Source organism: Microbispora corallina (assembly GCF_016863035.1).
Taxonomy (GTDB): Bacteria; Actinomycetota; Actinomycetes; order Streptosporangiales; family Streptosporangiaceae; genus Microbispora; species Microbispora corallina.
In genome coordinates this window covers 38,173-61,414 of record NZ_BOOC01000050.1, presented here as the reverse complement: position 1 = coordinate 61,414, position 23,242 = coordinate 38,173, and the positions used below count along the sequence as shown (strand labels likewise).

At 63.4% G+C, this 23,242-nt stretch carries 19 protein-coding genes and 2 pseudogenes; 13 read left to right on the top strand and 8 right to left on the bottom strand.

Annotated elements, in window-relative coordinates:
* Window positions 1-312: 312 nt before the first annotated feature.
* Both Mco01_RS34895 and Mco01_RS34890 read right to left on the bottom strand, forming a co-directional pair.
* On the bottom strand, window positions 313-1,935 hold the full coding sequence (locus Mco01_RS34895; protein ID WP_204061088.1) for a purple acid phosphatase family protein: 1,623 nt from the start codon (window positions 1,933-1,935) through the stop codon (window positions 313-315).
* Between the two features lie 1,143 nt (window positions 1,936-3,078).
* Window positions 3,079-3,948: a hypothetical protein gene (locus tag Mco01_RS34890; RefSeq protein ID WP_204061087.1), complete on the bottom strand. Its 870-nt coding sequence runs from the start codon at window positions 3,946-3,948 to the stop codon at window positions 3,079-3,081.
* Between the two features lie 845 nt (window positions 3,949-4,793).
* On the opposite strand from Mco01_RS34890, the gene Mco01_RS34885 reads away from it, so the two are divergent.
* Window positions 4,794-5,366 (top strand): Pycsar system effector family protein, encoded by a 573-nt coding sequence (locus Mco01_RS34885; RefSeq protein WP_204061086.1) that lies wholly within the window; start codon window positions 4,794-4,796, stop codon window positions 5,364-5,366.
* A gap of 53 nt (window positions 5,367-5,419) precedes the next feature.
* Here the strand turns inward: Mco01_RS34885 and Mco01_RS34880 are convergent, their stop codons facing one another.
* The 4 genes from Mco01_RS34880 to Mco01_RS34865 are packed head-to-tail and all read right to left on the bottom strand — an operon-like array spanning window position 5,420 to window position 9,826.
* Window positions 5,420-6,169, bottom strand: a complete 750-nt coding sequence (locus Mco01_RS34880; protein ID WP_204061085.1) for a hypothetical protein — start codon at window positions 6,167-6,169, stop codon at window positions 5,420-5,422.
* A 25-nt stretch (window positions 6,170-6,194) separates the two neighbouring features.
* Window positions 6,195-8,285, bottom strand: coding sequence for a hypothetical protein (locus tag Mco01_RS34875; RefSeq protein WP_204061084.1), 2,091 nt, complete (start codon window positions 8,283-8,285; stop codon window positions 6,195-6,197).
* Window positions 8,282-9,049: a hypothetical protein gene (locus Mco01_RS34870; protein ID WP_204061083.1), complete on the bottom strand. Its 768-nt coding sequence runs from the start codon at window positions 9,047-9,049 to the stop codon at window positions 8,282-8,284. The genes Mco01_RS34875 and Mco01_RS34870 overlap by 4 nt, the downstream gene beginning before the upstream one ends.
* 57 nt (window positions 9,050-9,106) lie before the next feature.
* Entirely contained in the window at window positions 9,107-9,826 is a 720-nt protein-coding gene (locus Mco01_RS34865; RefSeq protein ID WP_239104140.1) for a Crp/Fnr family transcriptional regulator, read from the bottom strand.
* A 420-nt stretch (window positions 9,827-10,246) separates the two neighbouring features.
* On the opposite strand from Mco01_RS34865, the gene Mco01_RS34860 reads away from it, so the two are divergent.
* The 5 genes from Mco01_RS34860 (at window position 10,247) to Mco01_RS34840 (ending at window position 15,767) form a co-directional block, all read left to right on the top strand.
* On the top strand, window positions 10,247-12,253 hold the full coding sequence (locus tag Mco01_RS34860) for a restriction endonuclease (RefSeq protein WP_204061082.1): 2,007 nt from the start codon (window positions 10,247-10,249) through the stop codon (window positions 12,251-12,253).
* Window positions 12,254-12,302: 49 nt separating this feature from the next.
* Complete coding sequence (locus Mco01_RS34855; RefSeq protein WP_204061081.1) at window positions 12,303-13,145, top strand: Scr1 family TA system antitoxin-like transcriptional regulator; 843 nt, start codon at window positions 12,303-12,305, stop codon at window positions 13,143-13,145.
* A 96-nt stretch (window positions 13,146-13,241) separates the two neighbouring features.
* Window positions 13,242-13,658, top strand: a complete 417-nt coding sequence (locus Mco01_RS34850; RefSeq protein WP_204061080.1) for an ATP-binding protein — start codon at window positions 13,242-13,244, stop codon at window positions 13,656-13,658.
* A 430-nt stretch (window positions 13,659-14,088) separates the two neighbouring features.
* A complete protein-coding gene (locus tag Mco01_RS34845) occupies window positions 14,089-14,931 on the top strand; it encodes a sigma factor-like helix-turn-helix DNA-binding protein (protein WP_239104139.1) in 843 nt (280 codons plus the stop codon).
* Window positions 14,931-15,767, top strand: a complete 837-nt coding sequence (locus Mco01_RS34840) for an integrase (RefSeq protein ID WP_204061079.1) — start codon at window positions 14,931-14,933, stop codon at window positions 15,765-15,767. The genes Mco01_RS34845 and Mco01_RS34840 overlap by 1 nt, the downstream gene beginning before the upstream one ends.
* 29 nt (window positions 15,768-15,796) lie before the next feature.
* Here the strand turns inward: Mco01_RS34840 and Mco01_RS34835 are convergent, their stop codons facing one another.
* A complete protein-coding gene (locus Mco01_RS34835) occupies window positions 15,797-16,939 on the bottom strand; it encodes a HigA family addiction module antitoxin (RefSeq protein WP_204061078.1) in 1,143 nt (380 codons plus the stop codon).
* Between the two features lie 52 nt (window positions 16,940-16,991).
* Window positions 16,992-17,321 (bottom strand): hypothetical protein, encoded by a 330-nt coding sequence (locus Mco01_RS34830; RefSeq protein ID WP_204061077.1) that lies wholly within the window; start codon window positions 17,319-17,321, stop codon window positions 16,992-16,994.
* 147 nt (window positions 17,322-17,468) lie between these two features.
* On the opposite strand from Mco01_RS34830, the gene Mco01_RS34825 reads away from it, so the two are divergent.
* The 7 genes and pseudogenes from Mco01_RS34825 to Mco01_RS40370 form a co-directional block, all read left to right on the top strand.
* On the top strand, window positions 17,469-18,467 hold the full coding sequence (locus Mco01_RS34825) for a CBASS oligonucleotide cyclase (RefSeq protein WP_204061076.1): 999 nt from the start codon (window positions 17,469-17,471) through the stop codon (window positions 18,465-18,467).
* Window positions 18,468-18,470: 3 nt separating this feature from the next.
* A complete protein-coding gene (locus tag Mco01_RS34820) occupies window positions 18,471-18,980 on the top strand; it encodes an HORMA-1 domain-containing protein (protein ID WP_204061075.1) in 510 nt (169 codons plus the stop codon).
* Window positions 18,981-19,010: 30 nt separating this feature from the next.
* On the top strand, window positions 19,011-19,934 hold the full coding sequence (locus Mco01_RS34815) for an AAA family ATPase (protein WP_204061074.1): 924 nt from the start codon (window positions 19,011-19,013) through the stop codon (window positions 19,932-19,934).
* Window positions 19,934-21,403: an SAVED domain-containing protein gene (locus tag Mco01_RS34810; RefSeq protein WP_204061073.1), complete on the top strand. Its 1,470-nt coding sequence runs from the start codon at window positions 19,934-19,936 to the stop codon at window positions 21,401-21,403. The genes Mco01_RS34815 and Mco01_RS34810 overlap by 1 nt, the downstream gene beginning before the upstream one ends.
* 167 nt (window positions 21,404-21,570) lie before the next feature.
* Window positions 21,571-22,526, top strand: a pseudogene (locus Mco01_RS34805) (FtsK/SpoIIIE domain-containing protein); the annotation flags it as partial.
* The gene (locus Mco01_RS34800; RefSeq protein WP_204061072.1) at window positions 22,523-22,678 is read left to right on the top strand and encodes a hypothetical protein; all 156 of its coding nucleotides are present in this window, start codon (window positions 22,523-22,525) and stop codon (window positions 22,676-22,678) included. The pseudogene Mco01_RS34805 and the gene Mco01_RS34800, both read left to right, overlap by 4 nt.
* Window positions 22,627-23,211: pseudogene (locus Mco01_RS40370) on the top strand (replication initiator); the annotation flags it as partial. The gene Mco01_RS34800 and the pseudogene Mco01_RS40370, both read left to right, overlap by 52 nt.
* Between the last annotated feature and the right edge of the window lie 31 nt (window positions 23,212-23,242).

Genomic DNA, 23,242 nt, shown 5'->3' with positions numbered 1-23,242 from the left:
CAGGCAACCAACGCAGGCCTCTGGCCTGGCACTTCATAGGGATTGAGCTGCCGGAACCGTCCACCACGGTCCCCGCTCGTCCGCTGGTGTCCATCCCGATTGTCACCCAGTTGGTCACCCGCTTCTTGAGCGACTCGATCAGCACGCAGCCCGCCGCTAGCCACCAACTGGTGTTCAACGCCGCACCGGCGGTTCGCCGAACCTGCCACCCCGGACGAGGGCGTCAGCTGCGATCTCTTCGACTGTCGAGCAGGGGCCGGGACGTGGTCCCGACCCCTGGGGGTCCGACGATTGAGGCTGCTGGCGAAGGGGTTAGTGGTGGCGGTTGCCGCCGTCGCTGCGCCGGCGCTGCAGCGTGAACTGCTCGAACACCTTCAGCTCACCTGTCGGGGTGATCACGTTGTAATAGGTGACATAGATCCGGGTCATGTCGCCCGGGTGGCGGCCTGGGTCGACGGCGAACTCGGCGAAGCCGTAGGGGTGCATGTCGTCGCGGACACCGATCCAGACCGCGGCCTCCTGCTCCTTGACCGAGTTGTACTTGCCGACGTGCTCCATCTGGACGTACGCCGAGTGGTGGCCGTGGCCGTCGAAGTCGTCCATCGTGAAGCTGGTGTTGGTGACGCCGGAGACGCCGCCGCCGCCGAGGACCATGTGCGTGGTACCGAACTCGCTCTCGACGACGTCGGTGGCGCTCTGGCTCGGGTTGGGCGTGAGGGTTGCGCTGCCCGGCACGACACCACGGACGGCCAGCGAGCGCTCGTAGTCGTGCTCGTGGCCGCACACGACCAGGTCGACGCCGTACTTGTCGAACAGCGGGCCGTACGCCTCACGCAGCGCCAGGTCGGGGCCGTTCGCCGCGGTCGCCGAGCTGATCATCACCTGGTGCATGCAGACAACGATCCAGTCGATGTCCTTGGAGGCACGAGCCGCCTTGAGTTCCTTCTCCAGCCAGGCGAGCTGACGACCGCCGGAGTAGCCGCGGTTGTAGATGTCGCCACCCTCCTGCAGCGCGATCTCGTCGTTCTGCAGGGCGATGACCCGGACCGCGCCCACCGTGAAGGCATACCAGAGGTTGTCCAGCTCGGGGTCGGTCTCGGTCGAGGGCAGCTCGAAGTAGGTCTGGAACGCGTCGAAGCCGAGCACGCCGTTGCCGGCCTCGATCTCGTGGTTGCCGGCGCACGGCATCCACGGACGGAACCGCGCCGAGCGGCTGTTGTTGGTCAGGTAGTGGTTCCATGTGCGAACCCGGTCGGGGCCGCTGTTCGCGTAGCACAGGTCCCCGTTGAGCAGGTGGAATAGCGGACCGACCTTCTCCACGCCCGTGACGATGTCACCGGCGGCCGGAGTGGCGTTGGGCTCGAAGTCGCGGCCCGAGGCGTCGACCGGGTTCGAACCGTTCTTCCACGTCACCGTCGGCGAACCCTGGTCGCCGAAGCTGGTGAACGTGAACGGCGCTCGACCCGACGGCGCTGTGTGGAACGTGCCCGCGTCCGGCATCGCGCCGTCGTGCTGGGCGGCGTAGAGATAGTCGGTGTCGGACTTGAGCTTGCTCAGCAGCGCGTGGTGCGCCCAGACGGTCTTGCCCGAGTGTCCGTCGGTGTAGGACTTCGTGACCGCGGACGCCGTGGACCCAAAGCCTCCGTTGAGCGTGCCGTAGACGACCCGCGGGTTCTTCACCTCCTCATCAGTGATCCACGAGACCACCATCTGGCTGCGCGGGTCGCCACCGAACTGGAGGTGCAGGCCCTGGACCGGCGTGGAGCCCGAGCCGTTCCTGAGGCTTCGTACCTCCGACGAGGCCGGGTACGCCTCGGCCTCGGCGGCACGTGCACCAAGCAGCATCGGCCCGGCCGCGACACCAGAGGCTGCCGCCCCGAACACGCCGAGCGCGTTGCGGCGCGAGATTCGAGTCTGCTTTCGTTCTTCGGACATTCCCGTGGCCTATCAGTCGTCGGAGGCTAATCGAGCACCGAGGGATGGCAGCAGTCCGAGCCCGAGAGGGCCGCGGGAAGCCAGCGGCGCACGTCGCAGATGCTAGGGAGCAGGCTGATTAACACGGCTACGCAGGCATGAACGACAGATGGCAGTCACGGCAACGGACAGCAGCACAGGCCACGCCCTGGGCCATTACCGATGGCAACTGACGCTCGCAACATCCGTGCCGTTGATAAGGCGGGAGGGGATGCGAACCCAACGTACTCGTCATGTTTCAGGCCAGGACGACGTCCACCTTGCGTTCATCGAGAAGGCGCAAGATCACCTCCGGGCTACCTCGGCCCGTACGTCGTTCCACACTTGGGCACCTTCAGCCTCGAATGCCTTGTCAAGCGCTCCGAGCACCTCGCTGATAGGCCGGCCTCGATGAGTGGTTCGAACGAGCTTGAGCGCCCGCTCAAACTGCTCCAGGTGCTTGCGGACTCTCGGCATGGCTTCGTCGTACTCGCTGATACTCGACATCTCCATACTCCCGTTCCGACCACGTCTCGCACGCTTGCTGCACGCGCTTGAGGGGTTTGACGAATCGTTGCGGTGGTGCTGAATCGACGGGGCAAGATCAGTTTGGGGGGCAATTACACTGGCCCGCCAATTCGGGAGGGCACCGCCCCTGCCCGCGATTCTCCCTCCCATGCCCCCCAAACTGATCTGGAGGGGTCCCCGTCGATTTGGCTCCGAAACGATTCGGTGAACCCCGGCCCCTGATCGCCTCCCTCGCCCCTCTCTTCCTTCGCCCATCGGCGCCTTCCGGTTTCCGGGTCTCATCGGCTCTGCGCGTGCCCATGGCTATGACCGTCCACCAAGCCGGGAGACTTTCATCCGCACAAGCCGTAATGCCGTCAATCTGATGCTCACGCCGCTTGTCGGCGTGGTGCGCGCCGCCGCCGGCGGGACCGGCCGAAGAGCCGCAGCCCGCCGGTGGGCGGGCGCGCGGCCAACAGGTAGACCTTGGGACCACCGACATCCCGATCCGGAACCACAAAGCTCACCGGCCCCGCAAGGTCGACCATGTTTCCTAGATCACCTGTCGTCCGTGTCCTGGGACAGAAACGTCAGGCATCTCATGGGACTAGACACGATCTACAGGAGCACGCCGAATCGCTCGGCGAGATCGCGCAGCTCCGGTCGTGGGCGACCTCCAGAGAGCTGGATGAGGTCTCGGGCTACGTCGCGGGCGGCTTTGTGCGTGCGGGTTTGCTCGGGTGTGAGCTGCTCGGCCTGCTGGAGCGAGTGCAGTGCTTCGCCGATCTGGCGGCGCATGGCTTGGGCCTGCGCGAGGTCGATCAGGAACCGGGCTTGCCGCTCGTGGGACATCCGGGAGGTGTTCACGTCACGGGCCAGGTCGAGCGCTTGCCCTGCGTCTCCCAACTCAACGGCGATCGAGACGGCGTGAATCGCGAGCGTCGGTCCGCGACGTACGTTGGTAGGGCCGAATTCGGTCGCGAAGTCGTTTCGATCTTGCCCTATCCGTTCGGCCGTCTCCCGGGCCGTCGCCAGATGCTTGTGTGCTTGGGCTCGCTCGTTGTCCCGCGCTGCGGCAACAGCAAGAACGAGTTGAAAGGCGCCGTAGAGCGACAGCGCTTCCGGCGAGGGATCGGCGCTGATGCGGGATTCAAGGGCGCGGCTGGCCGTTGATCCCACTTCGTAGGCCTGTGGTGTCTGGCGCAGACTCAAGAAGACGTGAGCCATGCGGAACAGGCTCGCTGCGACTGCCAAGGGCCCGTTGAGCGACTCGGCGACGAACGCTGCGCGGTCTGCGGCGACCCATGCCGCGTCATTCTCCCCCAGCTTCGACAGCATGGCTGCGGCTGCTTGGTAGGTCTCGGCAAGCTGTTCGCGGGCGTCGGACTTGAGCTCATCGTCGGTCGCTAGCCTTACCGCACGCTCCAGCTCGGGGATCAGTTCTGCGAGGACGGGAGCTAGCTCGGTGTAGCGGCTGCCGTGGACCATGTCCCAGACAGTCTCCTTAAGCTCGCGAAGCTGAGCCAGGCGTTCCGCGTGACAGGAGATCTGTCGGTCCCGATGACGGCTTGGGCGCCTGGATGCCCGGTGAGCGCGAGCCTGAGCGTGTCGAATGCCTCGGGTCGCTCCTCGTTGGCTGCCGGCTCGTCCTCGGCGGTCCCTCGAAGTTCGGCTACGGAGACACTGAGGACATCCGCGACCGTCTGGAGGACAGAGAGTCGGTCAACGGGCCGATACGAAGCTGATCAACCGAGGTCGTTGCTGTATTTCGCTGCTGTACGAGATCACAAAGGCCACTTCCTGATCATGGGAGGTGGCCTTTGACGTGGGGTGGAGCCTAGGGGATTCGAACCCCTGACTTCCTGCTTGCAAATCGGCCTGATCACCAGGGGCAACGGCCCCGACCTGGGCCAGAGGCAGTCCGCGAGTGACCGCGAGTACCCCCTATTGACCGCCCTTAATGGCCCGCTAATGGCCCGGCGATCACGCCCGCGACCTGCCCCGGCCGGTGCCGGCGCGGCCCGTCTCCTGGTCCGTCCCCGTCCTCCTCGTAGCTGCCGGCCCCCAGGACGGGGCCGCCGTGTCAAGGGTCAGCGAAGCTGATCGCGAAGCGACGCCGCAGGCGCCCTTGACTCGGCGGGCCCGGCCGGGACACTCAGACAGCGAGGAGGACGAAGGCCCATCGGATTAGAAGCGCGGCGATCGTGAGAGCTGTCGCACTTATGGAGGTCGCGTAGAGAGCGAAGGGCCGCCTCAGCACGATCCCTGAGCACGTTGCACAAAAGCAAGCGTGAAGCACTCAGATTATGATCACCCCAGTCAGGAGGTCCACTGTGTTTCGCAGGTTCTTAAGAGGCTTCGCCGTAACCGTCCCCGACCAACAGGAAGCAGCCGAAGAAGATGCATGCCTCTACGGGACGCAGTTACTCACAGAGGCCCGTGAGGAGCTCAATCGGGCTGATACGAAGGCTCAGGTTCTTCTCGGCGTCGTAGGCATCGGGCTCGGTGCCGTTACAGGTGGCCTACTCGCCGGAAGCTGGTCACCTTTCACAATGTCCAACGCAATTGAATGGCTCTGGTGGGCAGGGGCAGCGATGGCTCTGGCATCCGTGGTGGTGCTCGCGGGCGCGGTCTATCCGCGTTTGGACCGAAGGAAGGGGAACGACGCCGTCATGTACTACGCCGACGTACTCCATCTTGAATCCACTGCAGCCGTGGCTAGCGCCCTGATGAAGTCATCGACGCTGGATCTGGAGCGGATCGTTGATCAACTGCAGAGGGTTAGCTGGATCGTCGGTCAGAAGTACCGCCTCATCCGCTGGGGGTTCTGGCTGCTCCTGACTGGAACGGTAGCTACGGTGAGCGCGGTGCTGATTAACATCGCGCTCGTCGCGCCTCCGCCGTGACAGCGGGACTACTTCGTCGTGCGTCCTCGCTCATACCTGATCTCGCGGGCGTGTCATACCTCACCTACCAGTACTGCCTCGTCCTCCAGCGGTGGAACGGGCAGGCCAAGAAGCTCCAGCGTTCTACGTAGAACTGTCTCGTTGCTGACGACGAAGTGGAGCATGTCTACCGCCTGGTAGCTCTGCATGATTCTGTCGACGGTACTGAGAAGCTCTTGCGCCCCCTGTTCCCGCTCCTCAACCAACTCCTTAATGATCTGTGGCAGTTGTGTTTGATCAGCTGCCAGCCGGATCGCATGAACCACCCTTGCGCTCCCTTCCACAGCAGAGAGAAACTCCTGCCACTTCAACCTGACCTTGTCCGTGCTCTCGATATGTAGCAGCGATGCAGCGGCATCGGACTTGATGTCGTGCTGCTTTCTGTAAGCATCACGGTTGAGCTGTCGTACTTCGTCTGGGACATTCACCTCGGCTCTGACCATCCACCGGTAGACTCCTGTCAGCGCGCTTGATATCGATGCCAATTGCTGGTTCACAGCCAGCTCCGCGTCGCCCGCCTTGGTGATTTCGAACTGGCGGGTAATCGGTCGTATCTCCTGACAGGCGCGTTGGACGACCATATCGGCCTCGGGTATCTCGTCGTTGAAGACGACGCGGACTCGTTTCCCAGCCGATATCGCGGTCCGATGCAACGTGACGGAAAAGTCGTATGCGTCATCTTTGGCGGGCGATGCAAATGTGAACGGCGGTATTTCTATTGGCGGCACAGCCTCGGGCTCGTTCTGCTGGGCACGGTAGAGCATGGGTTCTAGCCAATTGCGCATGAGGTTAGCTCCTGTGAACGAGTTGGCGCAGGTGATAGTAAAGGTCGGCAGGTATCTCGTCTTGGTGACGCCAGAGGCGCAGATAGAACAGTGCTCGCCTAGCGTTTCGTCCATCCGCTAGGCTAAAGATTTTGTCCGCGACCTCTCGTACGGTTGGCCGCTCGTTGTAGTGCCGCAGCCATTCGCTCAGCAGCAAGTCCCAGGATTCGGGCACAACCAGGCGGCCCTGTTCTTCACAGCTGAGCGCGTTACGCCAGAGCGTTACCAGGGAGGGATGAGGATCGAGTCGGCTCAGATGCGGCCGCTCAGGGGTAGGGCTAATCGGTGCTGCTAGCCGTGCGAAGGCGAGAGCGGCGCCGCGACGCCCCGCCGGACCTCCGTCGCTCACCCAGTCTGCGAGGTGGTTCAGGATGACGTGGCTGGTGCCCACTCGATATAGGTAGGCGATGGACTGGGCGACATCCTGATGGAATTTTGCACCCTTAGTTAAGACCAGACTCCTGAACGCGGAAAGGGCCTGATCTGGCGCGGAGAGACCTACTGACGAGGCGTAGGCGCGGATCGCGATCGCCTTTTCCGCATCCCGTCCCCCGATCATCAACTGGAGATGGAGATGCACGCGGCGTGTCAGTGACGGATCCTCGGCAGCAGCCTCCAGGGCCAGGGCCGCAAGTTGGTAATCCTGGGTGCGGCGGGACCGACTCCATACCCGTAAAAACCGCTCATCCACGATGTCGAAGTCGAATGTGGCAAGCTTCCCGACAGCGTGCCCGACCCTGATCCTCGTATGCCAAGATCCTTCACCGCCGAGCGAGAGCAGCCAGTCGACCAGGGAATCGCGGATGGTCGGTTGATCCTCCCAAATGACGCGGAGCATGATGGCCGCCAGCTTCGGGCGTCTCAATTTTATGGTCCGCCCGCCACCAGGCCCGGCTGGCACAGCCTCGGCGTCTACGTAATCCAGCCAAAGGGGTAGCTTCTCCCAGAGCTGGACCGGTCTTGGTGAGTGATCACGACGCCATTTCTCATCGAGCCGCTCAGCTAGGGCTAAAGCCGCACCGGAGACTTCTGCCTCAGGCAGTCCGTGGAGTACAGCGATACTTGTCATGAAGCAACGACCCAGGGTCGGTCTGCGCTTGTCAAGGTCGATGCCCACCTTCGCCCGCATTCGATGAAACCGTTTATCCAGCATCTCCTCGATGGAGGTGCCGGCCTGTATGGTGGCCGCCACTTGCTTGGCCAGCCCAACCATCTGCCAGGGTGCGGAGTATGCGCGAATCTCCTCATTCAGGAGTTGCTGATCTTCCGGAGCAAGCCGCGCACCATCTGCCTGGATCGATAGATGTTTGGCGAAGACCTTGTTGCCTGATGGTGGATCGTGATCTATCACTGGCGCAACCGCGGATCTAGTGTGCTCGGGCACAAGGACGATCACCCTGCAGTCAGCGCTGACGCCAGCGCGCTTGAGATTCGTAGTTACTCTGTCGACGGAGTCGGGGGTATCGACCAGATCTAGTAAGTAACCATGGCCTGATTCCAGTTTCCAATCACGGGGATTCGGCGTACTCGCTCCGTGCGGAATGATCCAGCTCGCCCTACGGCCCCAGTCCAGCAGCGCAGCCAGGGCGACGGTCGCCTTTCCGGTCTCCGCTGGACCAGCAAGGAGGACCAGGCGTTCGCTATCAAGCATCCTGCGTGCTTCCGCTTGTGACTGGGTCGATACCAGCGTTCGCCGCAGTTCTTTAATGTCGTTTTCCGTCAGTTCATGTATCGTCGCTGTCGGTTGTACGCGCCCCTGGTCCACGTGGATATCGCGCTGGGCAACGTAGACATTCCCGTCCTTGATTCGGTTGGTCACGCGGCCGATCCAGTCGCGGGTGCCGGCGCTGGGCCGCTCATCAGCAAACAAGTCGTCCAGGCTCTGCCTGCGCTCAAGCCACTCCTGCCCAGAGGCAGTCATCTCACTGCGGATCGACTGGTTGACCTCCGGCTCGTAGGACGTCTCGTCTTCTTCCTCGGAAGAAACGTCCTTGAGCCGTAAGTCTTCCGGCTGTGAGGCCTCGGACCCCGTTTGCTCGGGTGGGGAGTCGCTCACTTCCCCCTCCTTTTCGAGTCATAGGTGACGTTCATGTCTCGCTGCGCGATGTGCACGTCGCCTCCCTTCACCCGGTTTTTGATTGATCCGATCGTCGAGGACGGTTGAGGGGACGCGGCGTCGTTGCCTGAGGGGGAGAGGGAAGGAGCGGCAAGCTCCAGGTCACGGACGTCGAAGTGCGGCACATACAGGTACGCCTGGTAGGCCTGCTTTTTCTCCGCCACTGCCACCTCCAGAAACTCCGACGGTCTCGGCCGCCCCGGCCCCTGTGACACGTAGTCGCGGAACACATCCTGCGAGATGATCAGCGCTAGGTCGGCGTCGCGGAAGGTGTCGAGTGCGGCCCGGATCGGCGCCGAATCTCGTAATCGCGCGGGCTGTACTGCGTGCTGTCCTGGCCATCCAGCCTCGCCGTCCAAGAACAGCGGCCCGACGTGTACGGCCAGCCGTACCCGCATCCGAGACCAGGTGGGGTCGGCGCGACGGCTGTTGTGCAACGCAATGGCGAGGTCTAGCCCTGTCAAGAACTGATCGAGAAGGAGTGGAATGGTGACGAGAGGGCCGGGCTCGGCGGGGAGGACGGCGGTCAGAGAGTCTCCACCGACTTGACGCAGCCACGACTGCCGGTCCAGACCGGCGCGGTCCGCCGCCGTGTCAACGGCCGTGATCAGCCCAGACTGAAGGGTTCGCTGCTGGGCGTCTCCGCGACTGCCGTAGTTCTCGATGTCGGCAGTGAGCAGGACACGGTAATCATGAGAGGTCATGGCGTCTCCAATGAGCGGGTGAGCTCAAGAGTGAGGCATGACCCGGAAGGAGAAGCCTTATAAATATGGCTCGGAGGGAAATTGGAGTCCGGCAAGCTTAGTGAGCCCTGCCAGATCCGTCACCACCACGTCGCGGTGTCCCCGCCGTATGAGCCCGTCGGCGGCTAGTTCGCGCAGAGCCTTCTGCGTCGTAATCTTCCTCGCACCGACCAGCAATCCGAGCTCAGCCCTGGTGAGCGGCACGCCAATGCTTGTTCCGTCACCCGTGGCCCGCCCGTGCCGCGAGATCAGTGCGATCAGCACACGCGCCAAACAGATCTTCGTCTCGTACCCAGCGAAATCAAGGCGCCGCTGGTTAGACCAACGCAATCGATCAGCGATGACCTGGCTCAGCGCTAGCGCTACAGCTGGGCGTCGCGCCACGAAAGAGCGGAACACTGGGCCTTTGATCTGCTGGCAGACCGCATGCCCGCATGTCGTCACAGTCGCCGACCGTGGTGCCCCATCCATGGCTGACATATCGCCAACGATGTCGCCTGATACCCGGATGGCTAGCGTCGCCTCCACACCGTTCTCAACAGTTCCGGTAACCTTGACCAGCGCGTCTAGCAAGAGCCAGACAGATGTACTGTGATCCCCCTGCTTGATCAAGATGTGGCCAGGCGGGTACGTGCGCAGGATGCCGAGTTCGAGGAGCTCCGAACGTAGTTCGTCCGTCAGACGGTGCATGAAGGTGCCGGTCGGCCATCGATTGGGTGTCACGGTCTCCTCCAGCAAGGCGATGCCTCACAATTACGTCAGCCCGCTTGTCTGGGCAAGCTCGTTTGTTCAATAGGAGATCGACACAGTTGCGTGGCTTGGAGCCGCCGGCGGCCGGGACCGGCCCCCAGGCCGCATGCCCGGCCGCCGAGCGGGCGACGGGCCGCGAGGCGGCGCGCAGCGCCGCCCTTGATTCCTATGTGAACAACTCGGCAGACAACTTACAGTTAGCTACCGGGCATCGCGCTGCGCCCGGTGCTGGCAACGCCGCGGAGCCTCTACAAAGACTGCACCATCCAGTGTGCCCGATCGCTGTTCTGCCGCCGGGTCACTCCAACGTCGGCGTGCTGGGTAAGCAGCTCCAGCGACAGCCCGTCGATAGCCAGATGGTTCCAGATGTCGGTTGCAAGTAGTGTCTGCCTTAGCCATCCTTATGGCATGAGTGATTCCCTCGATAGCGAGGCTACTGGCAGAGATTGGTACCAGCGATCGCAGACAGCCCCTAGTCTGCCTGGCCCGGTCGAGACGTGGGTGCAGCGACTGCCCGACATCCTCCGGACGATAGATGGTAGTGCCCTCACGTCGTCGATCCCGGTTGATGAGAACCGTGACGTGCCCGCCCAGCAGTTGCTAAAGACGCTCGGCAAGTCGTTCGTCAAACGATCGGGCGAGAGTGTCAAACTCACCCCCGATGCACAGGAATGGCTGCAAAACCCCACAACGCATGCCTTAGTCGGCCACCTGCATAGGCATGTCAGGTTCTTCGGAGAAGTATTGGCTCAGTTGGCAGATGCGCCATTATCGCACGACTCTCTCCTAGAGTGTGCAAATCAGCGGTATGCAATGGGCTGGAACGCCTTGGATCAAGTCAGGCGGCGCACTAATTGGCTGCGCGGAACCGGCGCGGTCGAACTCTACGACGGCCTCGTTCGGATCACGCCCAAAGGCGAGGCCATGCTGACCAAACTCGCCCTTGGTGGTCCTCCAGCAGCAGGCACCTATACCACCAAGGTTGGTGATCGGACAGGTCCCATCGGCAACCTGCTGGAAAGCTTGCGGACTTCTGGACACGCGTCACGAAAGACAGCACAATCGCTATACTTCCCCAGCCCTGATGATCGTGGTCCGCTCGATTTTATGGCCACCACAGTTGAATATGCCATTCCGGAGATCCAAGAACGGATACTTGAGGATCTAATTCAATCAGAGTTCCAATCGGCGCCTGCATCAACTCGACAAGCGCGGGCTTCTCTTGTCGCGGCCGGCCTGATCTATAGGAGCCGGATGAATCACTGGGGCGCGACGGAAGGCGCGCGTCAGTGGCTTGAATCTAACGAACCTATTGATCTCGTCGCACTTGTGCACGCCTCCGTCTGGTTTGTCGGCGAGATCTTAAGAGAACTAGCAGATACCGCTAAATCAGCTGGCGAGCTAGCGAAAATCAGTTCGCTATACAATCGCGATCCTCTGTCTCCGCAAGCGGTTTCCATGCGCCTTCGATTTCTGCTCGACGCTGACATGGTGGAGAAGGTATCTAGTAAGGATTTTCGCCTTACTCCAGCTGGGCGAGGGATGATTGAGATTCTTCCCATTCAAGACCGCGCCGAACTCGCCATAATCCAGGCCGACGAAGGCACGAATCAGGCGAATGCTGCGGCCACTGGGCCAACTCGTGCCGTTGAGCTAGCGGATCTGCTTGTGCGATACAGCAGGGACGGAAGCAAGCATAAGCAAGTCGAACAGCTTGTTTGTGAAGCACTCCGTTCCCTTGGCTTTGAAGTTCAGCCGATTGGAGGTCCGGGCAAAACTGACGCACTGATCCGCTCCACCGCGCCAGCGCTTCCCCCAATAGCCATCGAGGTCAAGACTGCAAGCGCGGGACCGGTTCCACCGGCTGAGTTACGCTCAGTTAAGCTGGAGCGGCACCGGGAGCAGGTTGGTGCGGTTGCCACTGTCGCCATAGGTCCTGAGTTTCATACCGACACCCACGCTGAAGCGAGCAAGGACCGTGGGTTTGCACTTATGCACACAGAGACCTTGAGTCGGCTCCTACTCCTGCATGAGCGGTATCCGTTCTCAACTGAGGAGATCCGAAAATTTCTAGACCCAGCGCTCACGGCTGATCAGCGACACGAGGCGGTCGAGATTTCATGGACGGCACGTGTTCATCAGCTGAACGCGCTCAAGGAAGTCCTGAACAAACTTGTAGCCGAGCAGCGGAGCCCTTATGGCGATGGCCTTCTAGAAGAAAGGGATGTCCAGCGGGACCTGCGGAATCTCGATCCAGGCCTCGTATCCGAGGCGATCCACCTTCTGAGCTCACCCTTCCTCTCGGCGCTGAGCGGAGCGGATCGACAGCGGTTCAAGCCCACTGCGGCAATAGACCTAGTTGCACAGCGACTAAAGGCGATCAGCAGGTGGATCACAGCCAATAATGATTCGTAACACTCGTTCGCGTTGGTAAGTAGTAGAGATCTACTGGTAGAAACTGAATGTGGAGGAGCGGCGGGATCGGTTGCGAGAGCTGGGCGAGCTGCTGCGGCGGCTGCGCAAGGATGCGGGGCTGACGGGTAAGGAGCTGGCGCAGCGGGCTGGGGTGGCACAGCCGACGATCTCTCGGATGGAGACCGGGCGGTTACTCCCGACTCCTGCGACGGTTGAGTGGGTATCCGCGGCGCTTAACCTCGACGAGGACAGGCGGCGTGAGTTGGACGCGCTGCTGCTGCGGCTGCGTGATGAGGTGTCCCGCTTGAGGGGTGGGCTTGCCGGTCGGGAGGCGGCGAACGCCGCAAGGGTTCGCTCGGCTCAATGGTTGGCCGTTTTCTCTTCGGCGGTGATCCCGGCGCTGTTGCAGACGGCGGAGTATGCGCGGCTGGCGGTGGCGATCGGCCGGGATGTGGACGAGGACGATGCGGCCAAGGCCGCCGCCGTACGAGTCGATGCTCAAGCGGTGCTGTTCGAGCAGGGCCGGCGATTCGCGTTCGTGCTGTCTGAGGGAGCAGTGCGTACCTGGCCGGGGTCGCCGTCGTTGATGCTGGCTCAGCTTGACCGGTTGGCCCAGGTGTCGACGTTGCCGCATGTCCAGCTCGGCGTCGTGCCGTGGAAGGTGGAGGCTCTGGCCTTTCCCCTGCACGGGTTCACCATCTTCGACGGGTCCATGAGTGTGGTGGAGAGCCTGACCGGTGACCTCACGCTGACGGAGGCGGCCGAGATCGGCGCGCATGAAGAGGCATTCGAGGCGTTCGCGGGGGCGGCCGTGTACGGGGATGAGCTGCGGGCGCTGCTGGGTGAGATCGCGACGGACTTCCGGGAGCTGGCGAAGCAGCTCGACAACTAACGCATTTATGCGTCCTATTCCTTGAGAACCTTCCAGCGTTAGTCATACGCTCCAGTCGAAGGCATGTCTAGCCCCCTATACGACGGAGCGTGTCCCGTGCCCCCATGGCGCCTGTCCCGGCACTTCCTCGGCCGTCCCGCCTCGGTCACCGAAGCCCGCCGATTCATCACCGCAACCCTCGGCGCACGGCCCGTCGTCGAGTCAGCCGAACTCATCGTGAGCGAACTAGCAACCAACGCGGTCCGGCACACCGCCTCGGCCCGCTTCGGAGGCAAGTTCATCGTCAGCATCCAGGCCGAACCCGATCAGGTCTGGCTCGGCGTCACCGACGAGGGCGGCCCCGAAGTCCCCCGGCTCGTCCGGCCCGCCGACGACGAGGGCGGCCGCGGCCTGCTGCTGGTCGCCAACCTGGCCGACAACTGGGGCGTGTACGGCAACCAAGCCGGTCGTACCGTCTGGGCGCTGCTCAAGGTCGACCTCATCGCCGCCGCCGCTCCGGCGACGTGCCGGTGATGAGCTGCGTGAGCCCGCACGTCCCCGATCGCCGACAGCCCGGATGCAAGAAATTGGCCTGGTTCGAGCCCTCGGACGGAGCGCGGATGCTCGTGCTCGCCTGGACCTGCGACTGTCTCGCCACTGTGTACGAGCTGTGCCAGGTCGGCGGCCAAGGGTTCATCCGCCGCACCCTCCAATACGACGAGGCCTCCAGAGATCCGCGAGACGCACCGCTGGCGAATCGAGCAGGCGCGTGAGGTCTGGGTGGCGCTGCTGTCCGGAATGGCGCCGTGACCCGTGAGCCCCCAGGGGTGTCCCCAACCGGCGCTCGGCGATCCGGGCGGTGGACTCAACAACCGGCAAACCCGTCACAACCGTACTGTCAAGAGGGATAGACGGCATTTCGTCTAGGGCCCTAGACTCGGTGGCGCACCATAAAGGAGGAACCGTGCCACCGAGCGACCTGGACAAAATCGCCGCCATCGACGATCCCTACCTGCTGCTCCGGGTCGCCACCGAACGACTCAACGCCGCCCAGCAAGAAGTCACCGAACTGGCCCGGCTCCGCCGCCGCGTCATCCAGGAACTCCACGCCCAAGGCATGTCGTATGCGCAGATCGCTGAGAAGGCCGGCCTGTCCCGCGGGCGTATCCACCAGATCCGCCACACCGGCCCTGCACCTGAAGGCGCGTTCCTCGGTGTCGGGTCGGTCACCGTGGTGACCCCGCTGCGGCACGACGCCGCGACCGGCCGCTCCATGGTCGCCCTGGACGACATGCGCGCCGGCAAGCGGCTGGAAGACTTCGCCCGGACCTTCAGCCTGACCGTGACCACCGACAACGTCACGGTGGACGGGCAGATCAACCTCAACCGGCCCGGCCTGCTCGTCATCTGCGGCCCCCGCATGTCCGAGGCCATGCAGCAGGCGTACGACGCCGACCCGGTCATCCGCTGGGACCGCGACGACAAAGGCTGGAAGCTCCTCGACACCCGCACCGGCCGCGAGTACCGCTCCGGCTCCCAGCTCGACCCACAGCAGCCGACCGACTCGGCCTTCCTCGGCCGACTGCCCCGGCCGGACGGCAACGGGTCGTTCCTGGCCATCGCCGGTATCCACCCCAACGGCTCCCTCGGCGTCATCCACCTACTCGCCAACGAGATCGCCACCCTGTGGGGGCAGGTCGGCGACCGCCGCTTCTCCTGCGTGGTCGGCGTCGAATACGACCTGCAAACTGGGGAGCCAGTGCGGGCGGAACTGGCAAGCCCGCTCTACCGGCACGGGGACACCTGATGCGCGTCGCCTTCGCCAACGAACCCGCCTACCCCGACCGGCCCAACGAAGACTTCATCGGCGCCACCGCCGACGCTGTCGTCCTGCTCGACGGCGCCAGCATCCCCCCAGGCATCACCTCGGCCTGCTCCCACAGCGTCCGCTGGTACTCCCACACCCTCGGCTCCACCCTGCTCGCCGAGATGACCCAAAGCACCGGCCCCCTCCCCGAACTCCTCGCCCAGGGCATCAAGCACGTCACCTCACTGCACGACTTCACCTGCGACCTGACCCACGGCGGCTCCCCCTCCGCCACCGTCATCATGCTCCGCCACACCGCCGACCGCCTCGACTGGCTCGTCCTCGGCGACTCAACCCTCATCCTCGACACCGGCACACCCGAGCCCAAGGTGATCAGCGACGACCGACTAGAACAGGTCGCCGCACCCCACCGCACACGCCTCGACAGCCTGCGCGGCGGCACACCCGAACACGCCGACGCCCGCCGCGAGTACGTCGAAACCCTCGGCACCTACCGCAACCGCGACCGCGGATTCTGGGTCGCCTCCACCGACCCCCTCGCCGCCGACCAAGCCCTCACCGGCACCACTCCCACCGACCAGGTACACGCCGCGGCCCTGCTCACCGACGGAGCCGCCGACGCCGTCAACCGCTACCAACTCACCACCTGGCGCGGACTCCTCGACACCCTCGCTGAGCATGGGCCAGCTGTGTTGATCCGCCGAGTCCGCGCAGCCGAACAGTCGGACCCGCATGGCAAACAATGGCCACGAAGCAAGGTCTACGACGATGCAACTGCGGCTCTCTGTGACTTGGAACATATTGCCGCGCAGTGATCGAGAAGCTGAAGCACCCCTCAGGGGAGTCACAACTGTGGCGCCTTACTGCCTTTTTCAAAGGCTGCTAGCGCCGCGAGATCGAAATCTCGCTTGAGTTTGTTTCCTTCTTTCCAGTTAAGCGCCTCGTCATGCTGAAGACGTCCAACGACAATCCCAGGGGCAATACCGACCTCTTCTGCGAAGCGCAGAATGCGAGCAAATGGCTTCGGACGTTGTCGTAGAGCGTCATACTCCGGTAGATATTCCTGTGGGATTAGCACATTAGCAGCAAAGTTGTTCGCCTCCTCCTCTGCTTCACCAGTCCCTTTGAATGGATCGTCGTCTAGGAATGTAAGACGCTTTCCGTGCAGTAGCACATGTGCGATTTCATGAAATACCGTGAACCAGAATCGGTCATCTTTCTTGTGTCGATCCGTTAGTGCGATCATCACCTTATCTGGGGTGAGCCACCGAGTGGCACCCGATAGGTGGGTGTTTTTGAACGCAGGAGAAAAGACTACGGCCACTCCGGCCCGTGCACATAGTTCAGGCAGCTGTGCCATCCATAGCTCAGGCTCCTTCCTGCTTAGACCACGAATGCTCGGTAGTAGCTCATGCAAAGTCTCACGCCGATATGGCTCGCATTGAAGTTGCCGCGCCATCAGCACACATAACCGGAGCCAAGCGTAGGTGGCGTACTCGTTCGGCAACGCCATGGTGGACCGCCGAAAAGCAGCACTGTATCCGCTCCACAAGTCTTCGGCCACTGAAGGATTTGCAACACCGAAGAAGTCGAGGAGTCGCTGGAGATTCGCCACGGTCTTACTCCGGTCGGGAAGAACATTCCGAGCGACGAGATCAGCCAACGGGAACCTGTCAAGCCATTCGACCTGACTGACGAGGGAATCGTATTCCTCTTGTCGCACTTGTTGGGTACGCCAGGCGGCTTCCAAAGTGTTCCACACGTTGGCGGGCACGCCGGTTACACGCTCAAGTAAAAGTGAGGTTTCCGGGCTGATGGCTGCTGCACCCTGAACGATCTGATTGATGTGCTTGGTCGATAAACCTGTGCGGCGAGCAAGGTCGGCCTGGGGAATACCGAGCTCTTCCAGGGTCTCTTTCAGAGTTTCACCGGGGGACGACACGGTCTGAGGTGCGTACTCGATTGGGGCGACGTTGTCGAGGGTCATCGGAAGTGCCTCTCTTCTGGCGAGGAAGGGGCCGTGCGGTCAGTTAGTTGCATCACGGAACGATGGCAGCGACGACGAGAGCGCGGACGGCATGCTCGTCGAGACGCCCGTCCGTGAGCGTGGGGGCTGGGTCGTCGCGGGGACGCACGAGCAGATCGGCGGACCCTCCCAGAGAGACGAGTAAGTATCCGTTGCCCGAGTTCGGATGATGACGGAGACGTGCAGCAGGTAACCGGCGGAGCTCGGCCAGCGAGGCAACGGCGGCGATCTCTCCGAGACGCCGGCGGATCGTCATGGCGAGCGTTGGACCGTACCGGCCGACCCTCTCGTCGTCGTCATTGCAGGTCCGGGCCACTTCGCCGTCTCCGAAGACGATCTTCAACTGGTGCACCGCCAGATCGAGTTGTGTTTACCGATCTGTTCCATGCTACTCTCCCACCTAGATCAAGGCATTGCATGCACCTACTAGGTGCATGCAAATTCTGGACAACCATGCGGGTGGATCCGCAAGGAAGATCGGGGGAGCGCTATGGCGGGGGATGGTCATGTCAATCACAAGGTGCTGGCGCAGCACGCCGAGGACAAGGTGAATGTCCCTCAAGGGGAAGCCCAGGAGCGTCGGCGGCAGGTCAACCACCTGAGGGAGCGGCTGGAGTCTTACATACAGGTCCACCCGGACTACGACCTGGTCAAGCTTCGGGCATCTGGGAGTACCGCGAAGCACACCGCGATCAAGCGGCGCAGGGGGGAAGGCTCCGACGCTGACATGGCCGCCTATGTGAGGTCTTCCGATCCCAACGTGCCCGAGGCCGACCTCCTGGAGTGGTTGCGAGACCGCTGCGTCGAGGTATACGGGAAGACCAAGGTCGCCGATGACTTCGTGATCTCCAAGCACGCGGTCGGAATCACCCTTCGCGGATCTGGGCTCAAGATCGATGTCGCGCCGGTGCTCTACTTGGGCGGGCCCGACGACCAGGGGTGGCTGATCACGCGACAGGGCGAGCGGGTACTGACGTCCGTAACGCAGCATCTGGAGTTTATCCGGGAGCGCCGAAGGAAGGCCGGCCCTGGCTACCTGGAACTCATTCGGCTCCTCAAGGCCTGGATCCGTGAGTGCAAGCGCCTCGACTCCCATCTGCGCTGCAAGAGCTTCTTGCTCGAACTCATCGTCGCTCACCTGTGGGCGAGCGGTTGGAACGGCGAGCCGTTGCAGGTCAACGACTATCCGCGCGCAATTGAGCAGGTGCTGGCCTACATCGTCCGGACCGGGCTCAAGTCTCCGATCGTCTTTGACGATTTCTACAGACCCACTGAAGTGGGGAGTTCTCTCGACGCCATTCAGGTGTGGGACCCGGTCAATCCCGATAACAACGTCGCCTCCAGCTACATGGAACATGACCGCCGACGCCTGGTGGACCGGGCAGCGGCCGCGCTGGACGAGGTCTCTTGGGCGGCAACGGCACCAACGAAGGGGGCCGCCAACGACGCATGGCGCACTCTGTTCGGTCCCTCGTTCGAGGGGGCCTGACCCGTGGCTACCTCCTACGCCCGTTCTGCGACCTTCACTCTTACCGACGCGCGTTACGTTGGAGCAAAGGTCGGCGCAGACCTCCGCCAGTTGAACAGTCTTTACGGTAACCCGACGCTCGCGAGCATCGACAAGTACACCGAGGAGATAGCCCTTCTCCTGAAGGACGGTTACCTCGACACCGTGGACTTCGGTTTCCGCGACGTCGGGTCCAATGCCTGGAAGCTCCGCCTGCGTTACCGCGCAACGACCGGCGGCCAACTGGTCGACAGCCGACCAGGGCGTCTGCCGGCCAGCATCGACGTCGTCGGACTCAGCTTCTACAGCTATCTCACCTACAGTCCTTCCTTCCATCGGCTCATAACCGCCGAGCAGGCCCGATTCAAGGAGTCCTTGCCGGTCACTCGAACAGGTGCCGCTGCCCCAACAGCGAACGCTGGCGTCAGCCAGACCGGCCACGGTTACGCCCGCAACGGCGCAGGCGTTGACCGCGACGTCTATCAGGCCTTCTGACCTAACCGCCTCCAACATTGAGGACTCATTGTGAGTAGTCAGGAAGATTTCTTCCATCCTGTGATCGAGCTCCCCGAGACCACGCGGAAGGCTAGGTATGACCGCCTCGTGGGCCTGGACGCCGTTAAGCGCCAACTGCGCAAGGAGGCCATCCTCTTGTCCGACCCCGAGCGTCTCCATACGTGGGCGCGCCGCCATCATCCTGAGGCGGACCCTGCAGCGCTCCAGCTGTTTGCTGATCGGGCACCGTTGTTCGTCTTCGCCGGAGATGTCGGCTCAGGAAAGTCTGCACTCGCTGAGTCCTTCGGGTGCGACCTATCCGAGCAGCTTGACCTTCCGGTCTACTTGTATCGACTGAAACTAGCCACTCGCGGCAGTGGCCTCGTTGGCGAGATGACCGCCTTGATCAGTGATGCCTTCTCGTTCCTGTACAGCGAGGGTCGCCGGGCACGTAACGCCCGTGGTGTCAGCTCCGTGCTCATCCTGGTCGTCGACGAAGCGGATGCGCTCGTCCAGTCCCGCGAGGCCCAGCAGATGCACCATGAAGACCGCGCCGGCGTGGACGCGTTCCTCGCAGGGGTAGACAGCCTGGCAGGTGCTCGCCTGCCTGTTCTAGTCGTCCTGTGCACGAACCGTGTCGGCGCGCTCGACCCCGCTGTCATGCGTCGTGCTGCGGCGACCTTCACCTTCGCTCGTCCCGACAGCGAACAGCGCCGCGCCGTGCTCGCCCAAGCCTTGCACGGCATATCCGTACGCGCGGACACTCTCGACAAGCTGGTCGAGCTGACTGGTCCGACAGTAGATCGGCCTGGGTATACGTTCTCGGACCTCACGCAGCGACTAATCCCGGCAGCTGTTCTTCAGGCCTTCCCTGACGGGCCCGTTCGCGACGAGCACCTTCTCACTCTCGCCAACGAGCTCGCTCCGAGCCCGGTCTTCACCGAAGGGGCCTGATGACCGCGCTGCCCACGCCCAGCGCGACAGGCGTCCGGATCGCCGGCGACATGTACCAGTGGCAGCTGGCCTGGCTAGGGTGCGTGACGGCGGTCCGGGACGCCTCCGCCCATACACCCAATCCGGTGGTTGCTGTCGGCGTTGAGGTCGATGGCACCGGCAACCTGGACGATGTCGTCCTGTATCGCGTTACCCCACCGCACACCTACGCCCAGGTCAAATACACCGTCGACAGCAGCAGCCCCGCTAATACGGAGTATCTGCTCAAGTCCAGCGACTCTGGCGGGCCGTCGATTCTGAACAAGATCGCCAAGACTTGGCGATCGTTGTCCGCCGACGGCACCCCAGTCGACCTGGCGATAATCACCAACCGATTCCCCGATCCCAGGGACCCACTGATATCTGTCCGCGACTCCCGCACCCAGCTGCTCATGCCCAAAGCTGGTCAAGGGGGCTCGCGATCGGAAAAGGGCCGCGCGCGCCAGCAGTGGGCGGTCAACGCCGAACTGAGCGAAGCAGAGCTTTGCGACCTGCTCGGGGTGCTGCGGTTCGACCTCGCCCGTGATGTGAGTCATCTACATGACCACTTGCAACTCCTGATGTTGGCCGCGGGTCTCCGCACGGAGGACCCAGCGATCCATGTCGGGGCTGATTGGGTGGCTCGTGAGGTTCGTGATGGTCAGCGGAAGTTGACTCTCACCGCAATCAAGGAAGCCATCGAATCCCTACAGCTCACAGCGGGCCCTGTTCGCAGCGTGGTGTCCATCGCCACTCTCAAGCCCGACCCCGCAGCCACGGAGGCGGACTACGCCATCGACTGGGTCGATCGCTTCGACGGCGCATCCGCCTACTCCAAGCGCCGTCCCCTAGCTCCGGCAACCTGGTTCCAACTCCAAGAGGAGATCGAAGCCGCACCGAGCCGGCTGCCCCCGGGAGCAACCGCCGTGGCGGTGACCGGCAGCCTCCGTCTGGCGCCCGCCTTTTTGACCGGCACCGCCTTCCGCATGGTTACCGGCGCGGACATCGCCGTCCTTCAACGTGGACAGCTATGGTCCTCCGCCGCGCCGTACGACACCGGCCTCGTACCGGTGCAGGAGGACTACGAGATCGGACAGGGTTCAGACTTGGCGGTCGCCATCGCTGTGGCTACGGATCCCACGGAGGATGTTCTCCGGTTTCTGCGCCAGCAGGGCGTACCCGTATCACGCCTCTTGGTATTTCGGCCGCCAACTGGTGCCAAGGACAACGCTGTCCCGAACGCCGCAATGGCCAACGCGCTGGCTGTCGGAATCCGAGACACCCTCCGCCGCGCCAGCGGTGGCGCGGCTCGCATTCACCTCTTTCAGGCTGGCCCCATGGGCTTGGCACTCTTACTCGGCCATCGATGGAACAGACTGCGTCCCACAGTGGTATACGAGGACGTGGCAACTGAGTGGGTATACGAAGAGGCGTTCACCATCGACGCCTGATCTTCATCTCTTCTGAATCGACCCTAATATCCAGCCTGTGTTTACCCCCCTAGACAGTCAGGGTAAACACAGGCTATCGTTGGTTGCATACCCTCCCTAGACAGTCCTCGTTGCGGATAGGCCGTCACTGTCTAGGGGGCTGGACAAGGAGGTGGTGAACGATGGCACGCATGCTGTCCGGGCAGGCCGTCAAGGACTGGGCCGACCGCACCGACCACCTCGCCCACGGCTTCGGCTCCCCCTCCTGCCGGGTCACCGTCGCCAAGGCCGGGCGGCTCGTGCTGACCTTCCCCCGGCGTGATCCCCTCGCCGAGCCCCTGCCCGCCGTCCCGGTTCCGGAGGTGGCAACGGTCGGGCCGGTGGAGGTCGGCCGGTGCGAGGACGGCACGCCCTACCTACTCAAGGTCCACGGCACGCACGTCCTCATCGCGGGCGCGACCGGGGCCGGTAAGGGCTCGTGGCTGTGGTCGACAATCCGCGGCCTGCTCCCCGCGGTGCGGGCGGGCCTGGTCCAGGTGTGGGCACTCGATCCCAAGCGGATGGAACTGTCCTTCGGGCGGGCACTTTTCGGCGCGAGGTATGCCGCAGACTCGAAGGAGTGCGCCGACCTCCTCGATGAGGCCGTGAGCGTGATGCAGGAGCGGGCCGACCGGTTCGCCGGCCTCCAACGCTCGCACGCGCCGACCGTCGATGACCCGTCGTCCTGGTACTCGTCGACGAGGTCGCCTTCCTCACCGCCTACCAGTCGGACAAGGGCCTTCGTCAACGCATCACGGCGGCCCTGGCCACGCTCACCACCCAGGGCCGGGCGGTCGGTGTCGGCGTGATGGCCGCGCTTCAGGACCCTCGAAAGGAGGTCATGAACATCCGCAATCTGTTCCCCGACAAGATCGCCCTCCGTCTGGACGAGTCGGAACAGGTGGACATGGTCCTCGGCGATGGCGCACGGGACCGGGGAGCGCTCGCTGACCACATCTCACCGGTCCCGGAGCTGGGCGCGGGCGTCGGCTACGTCCGGCTGGAAACCTCCCCCGATCCGGTGCGGGTCCGGGCCGCGTACGTCTCCGACGCCGACATACGCGCGATGGTCACCGAGTACGGCGGTCGAAGCGAGGCCGCATGAACGGCCTGGCGCACTTCCTCGACGGGCTGCGCTGCTCCATCTGCGGAGCGCTCAACGTCCTGTGGCTCGACCCCATCCGCGGCCTGGTCGAGTGCCACGAATGCGGCCAGACCGCCCTCACCATCCCCGAGACCGCAGAGGAGGACAGTTGATCGACCTCACCGACGCCCATCAGGCTGGGGGAGACCAACAGATCTCCCCCGCTCGGCTCAACGACCGCTCCACACCTCGGGCCGTCCGGATGGCCCAACCGCTGGCCCGTGAGGTCGTGGAAGAGATCGCCAAGCAGTACGGCGTCTGCATCCGCCCGGTTCCGCTGCGGCGGCAGGACATCCTCACCGGACAGGCTGAGGTGATCGACGTGCCGTGCGGGGCCACGTTGGAGAGCAAGTGTCCGCCGTGTGCCAAGCGCAACCGGCAGCTTCGGCGGGCGCAGTGCCGGGAGGGCTGGCACCTCGACCACGAGCCCGTGAACCTCCCGGACAACCCGGATGAGTATCAGCGTCACCTCGTGGAGCTGCGGGCCGACGCCCAAGCCTGGCGGGATGAAGTCGAAAAGGCCAGCGGCGACACCACCGACCTCGACGCCGCGATCGAGGACCTGGACGAGGAGATCAACGCCGCGGGCATGCGCGGCAACGCCCTCGGCCGCACCTCCGACAAGCGCACGCGCTCGACCAAGCGGCGGCAGGACGGCCCCGGATCTGCCCAAGCGG

Excerpts from the sequence above, each read along its gene's own strand:
- Mco01_RS34895 (WP_204061088.1), bottom strand. The coding sequence starts at position 1,935 with ATGTCCGAAGAACGAAAGCAGACTCGAATCTCGCGCCGCAACGCGCTC.
- Mco01_RS34890 (WP_204061087.1), bottom strand. The coding sequence starts at position 3,948 with ATGGTCCACGGCAGCCGCTACACCGAGCTAGCTCCCGTCCTCGCAGAA.
- Mco01_RS34880 (WP_204061085.1), bottom strand. The coding sequence starts at position 6,169 with ATGCTCTACCGTGCCCAGCAGAACGAGCCCGAGGCTGTGCCGCCAATA.
- Mco01_RS34870 (WP_204061083.1), bottom strand. The coding sequence starts at position 9,049 with ATGACCTCTCATGATTACCGTGTCCTGCTCACTGCCGACATCGAGAAC.
- Mco01_RS34860 (WP_204061082.1), top strand. The coding sequence starts at position 10,247 with ATGAGTGATTCCCTCGATAGCGAGGCTACTGGCAGAGATTGGTACCAG.
- Mco01_RS34840 (WP_204061079.1), top strand. The coding sequence starts at position 14,931 with ATGCGCGTCGCCTTCGCCAACGAACCCGCCTACCCCGACCGGCCCAAC.
- Mco01_RS34835 (WP_204061078.1), bottom strand. The coding sequence starts at position 16,939 with ATGACCCTCGACAACGTCGCCCCAATCGAGTACGCACCTCAGACCGTG.
- Mco01_RS34825 (WP_204061076.1), top strand. The coding sequence starts at position 17,469 with ATGGCGGGGGATGGTCATGTCAATCACAAGGTGCTGGCGCAGCACGCC.
- Mco01_RS34810 (WP_204061073.1), top strand. The coding sequence starts at position 19,934 with ATGACCGCGCTGCCCACGCCCAGCGCGACAGGCGTCCGGATCGCCGGC.
- Mco01_RS34800 (WP_204061072.1), top strand. The coding sequence starts at position 22,523 with ATGAACGGCCTGGCGCACTTCCTCGACGGGCTGCGCTGCTCCATCTGC.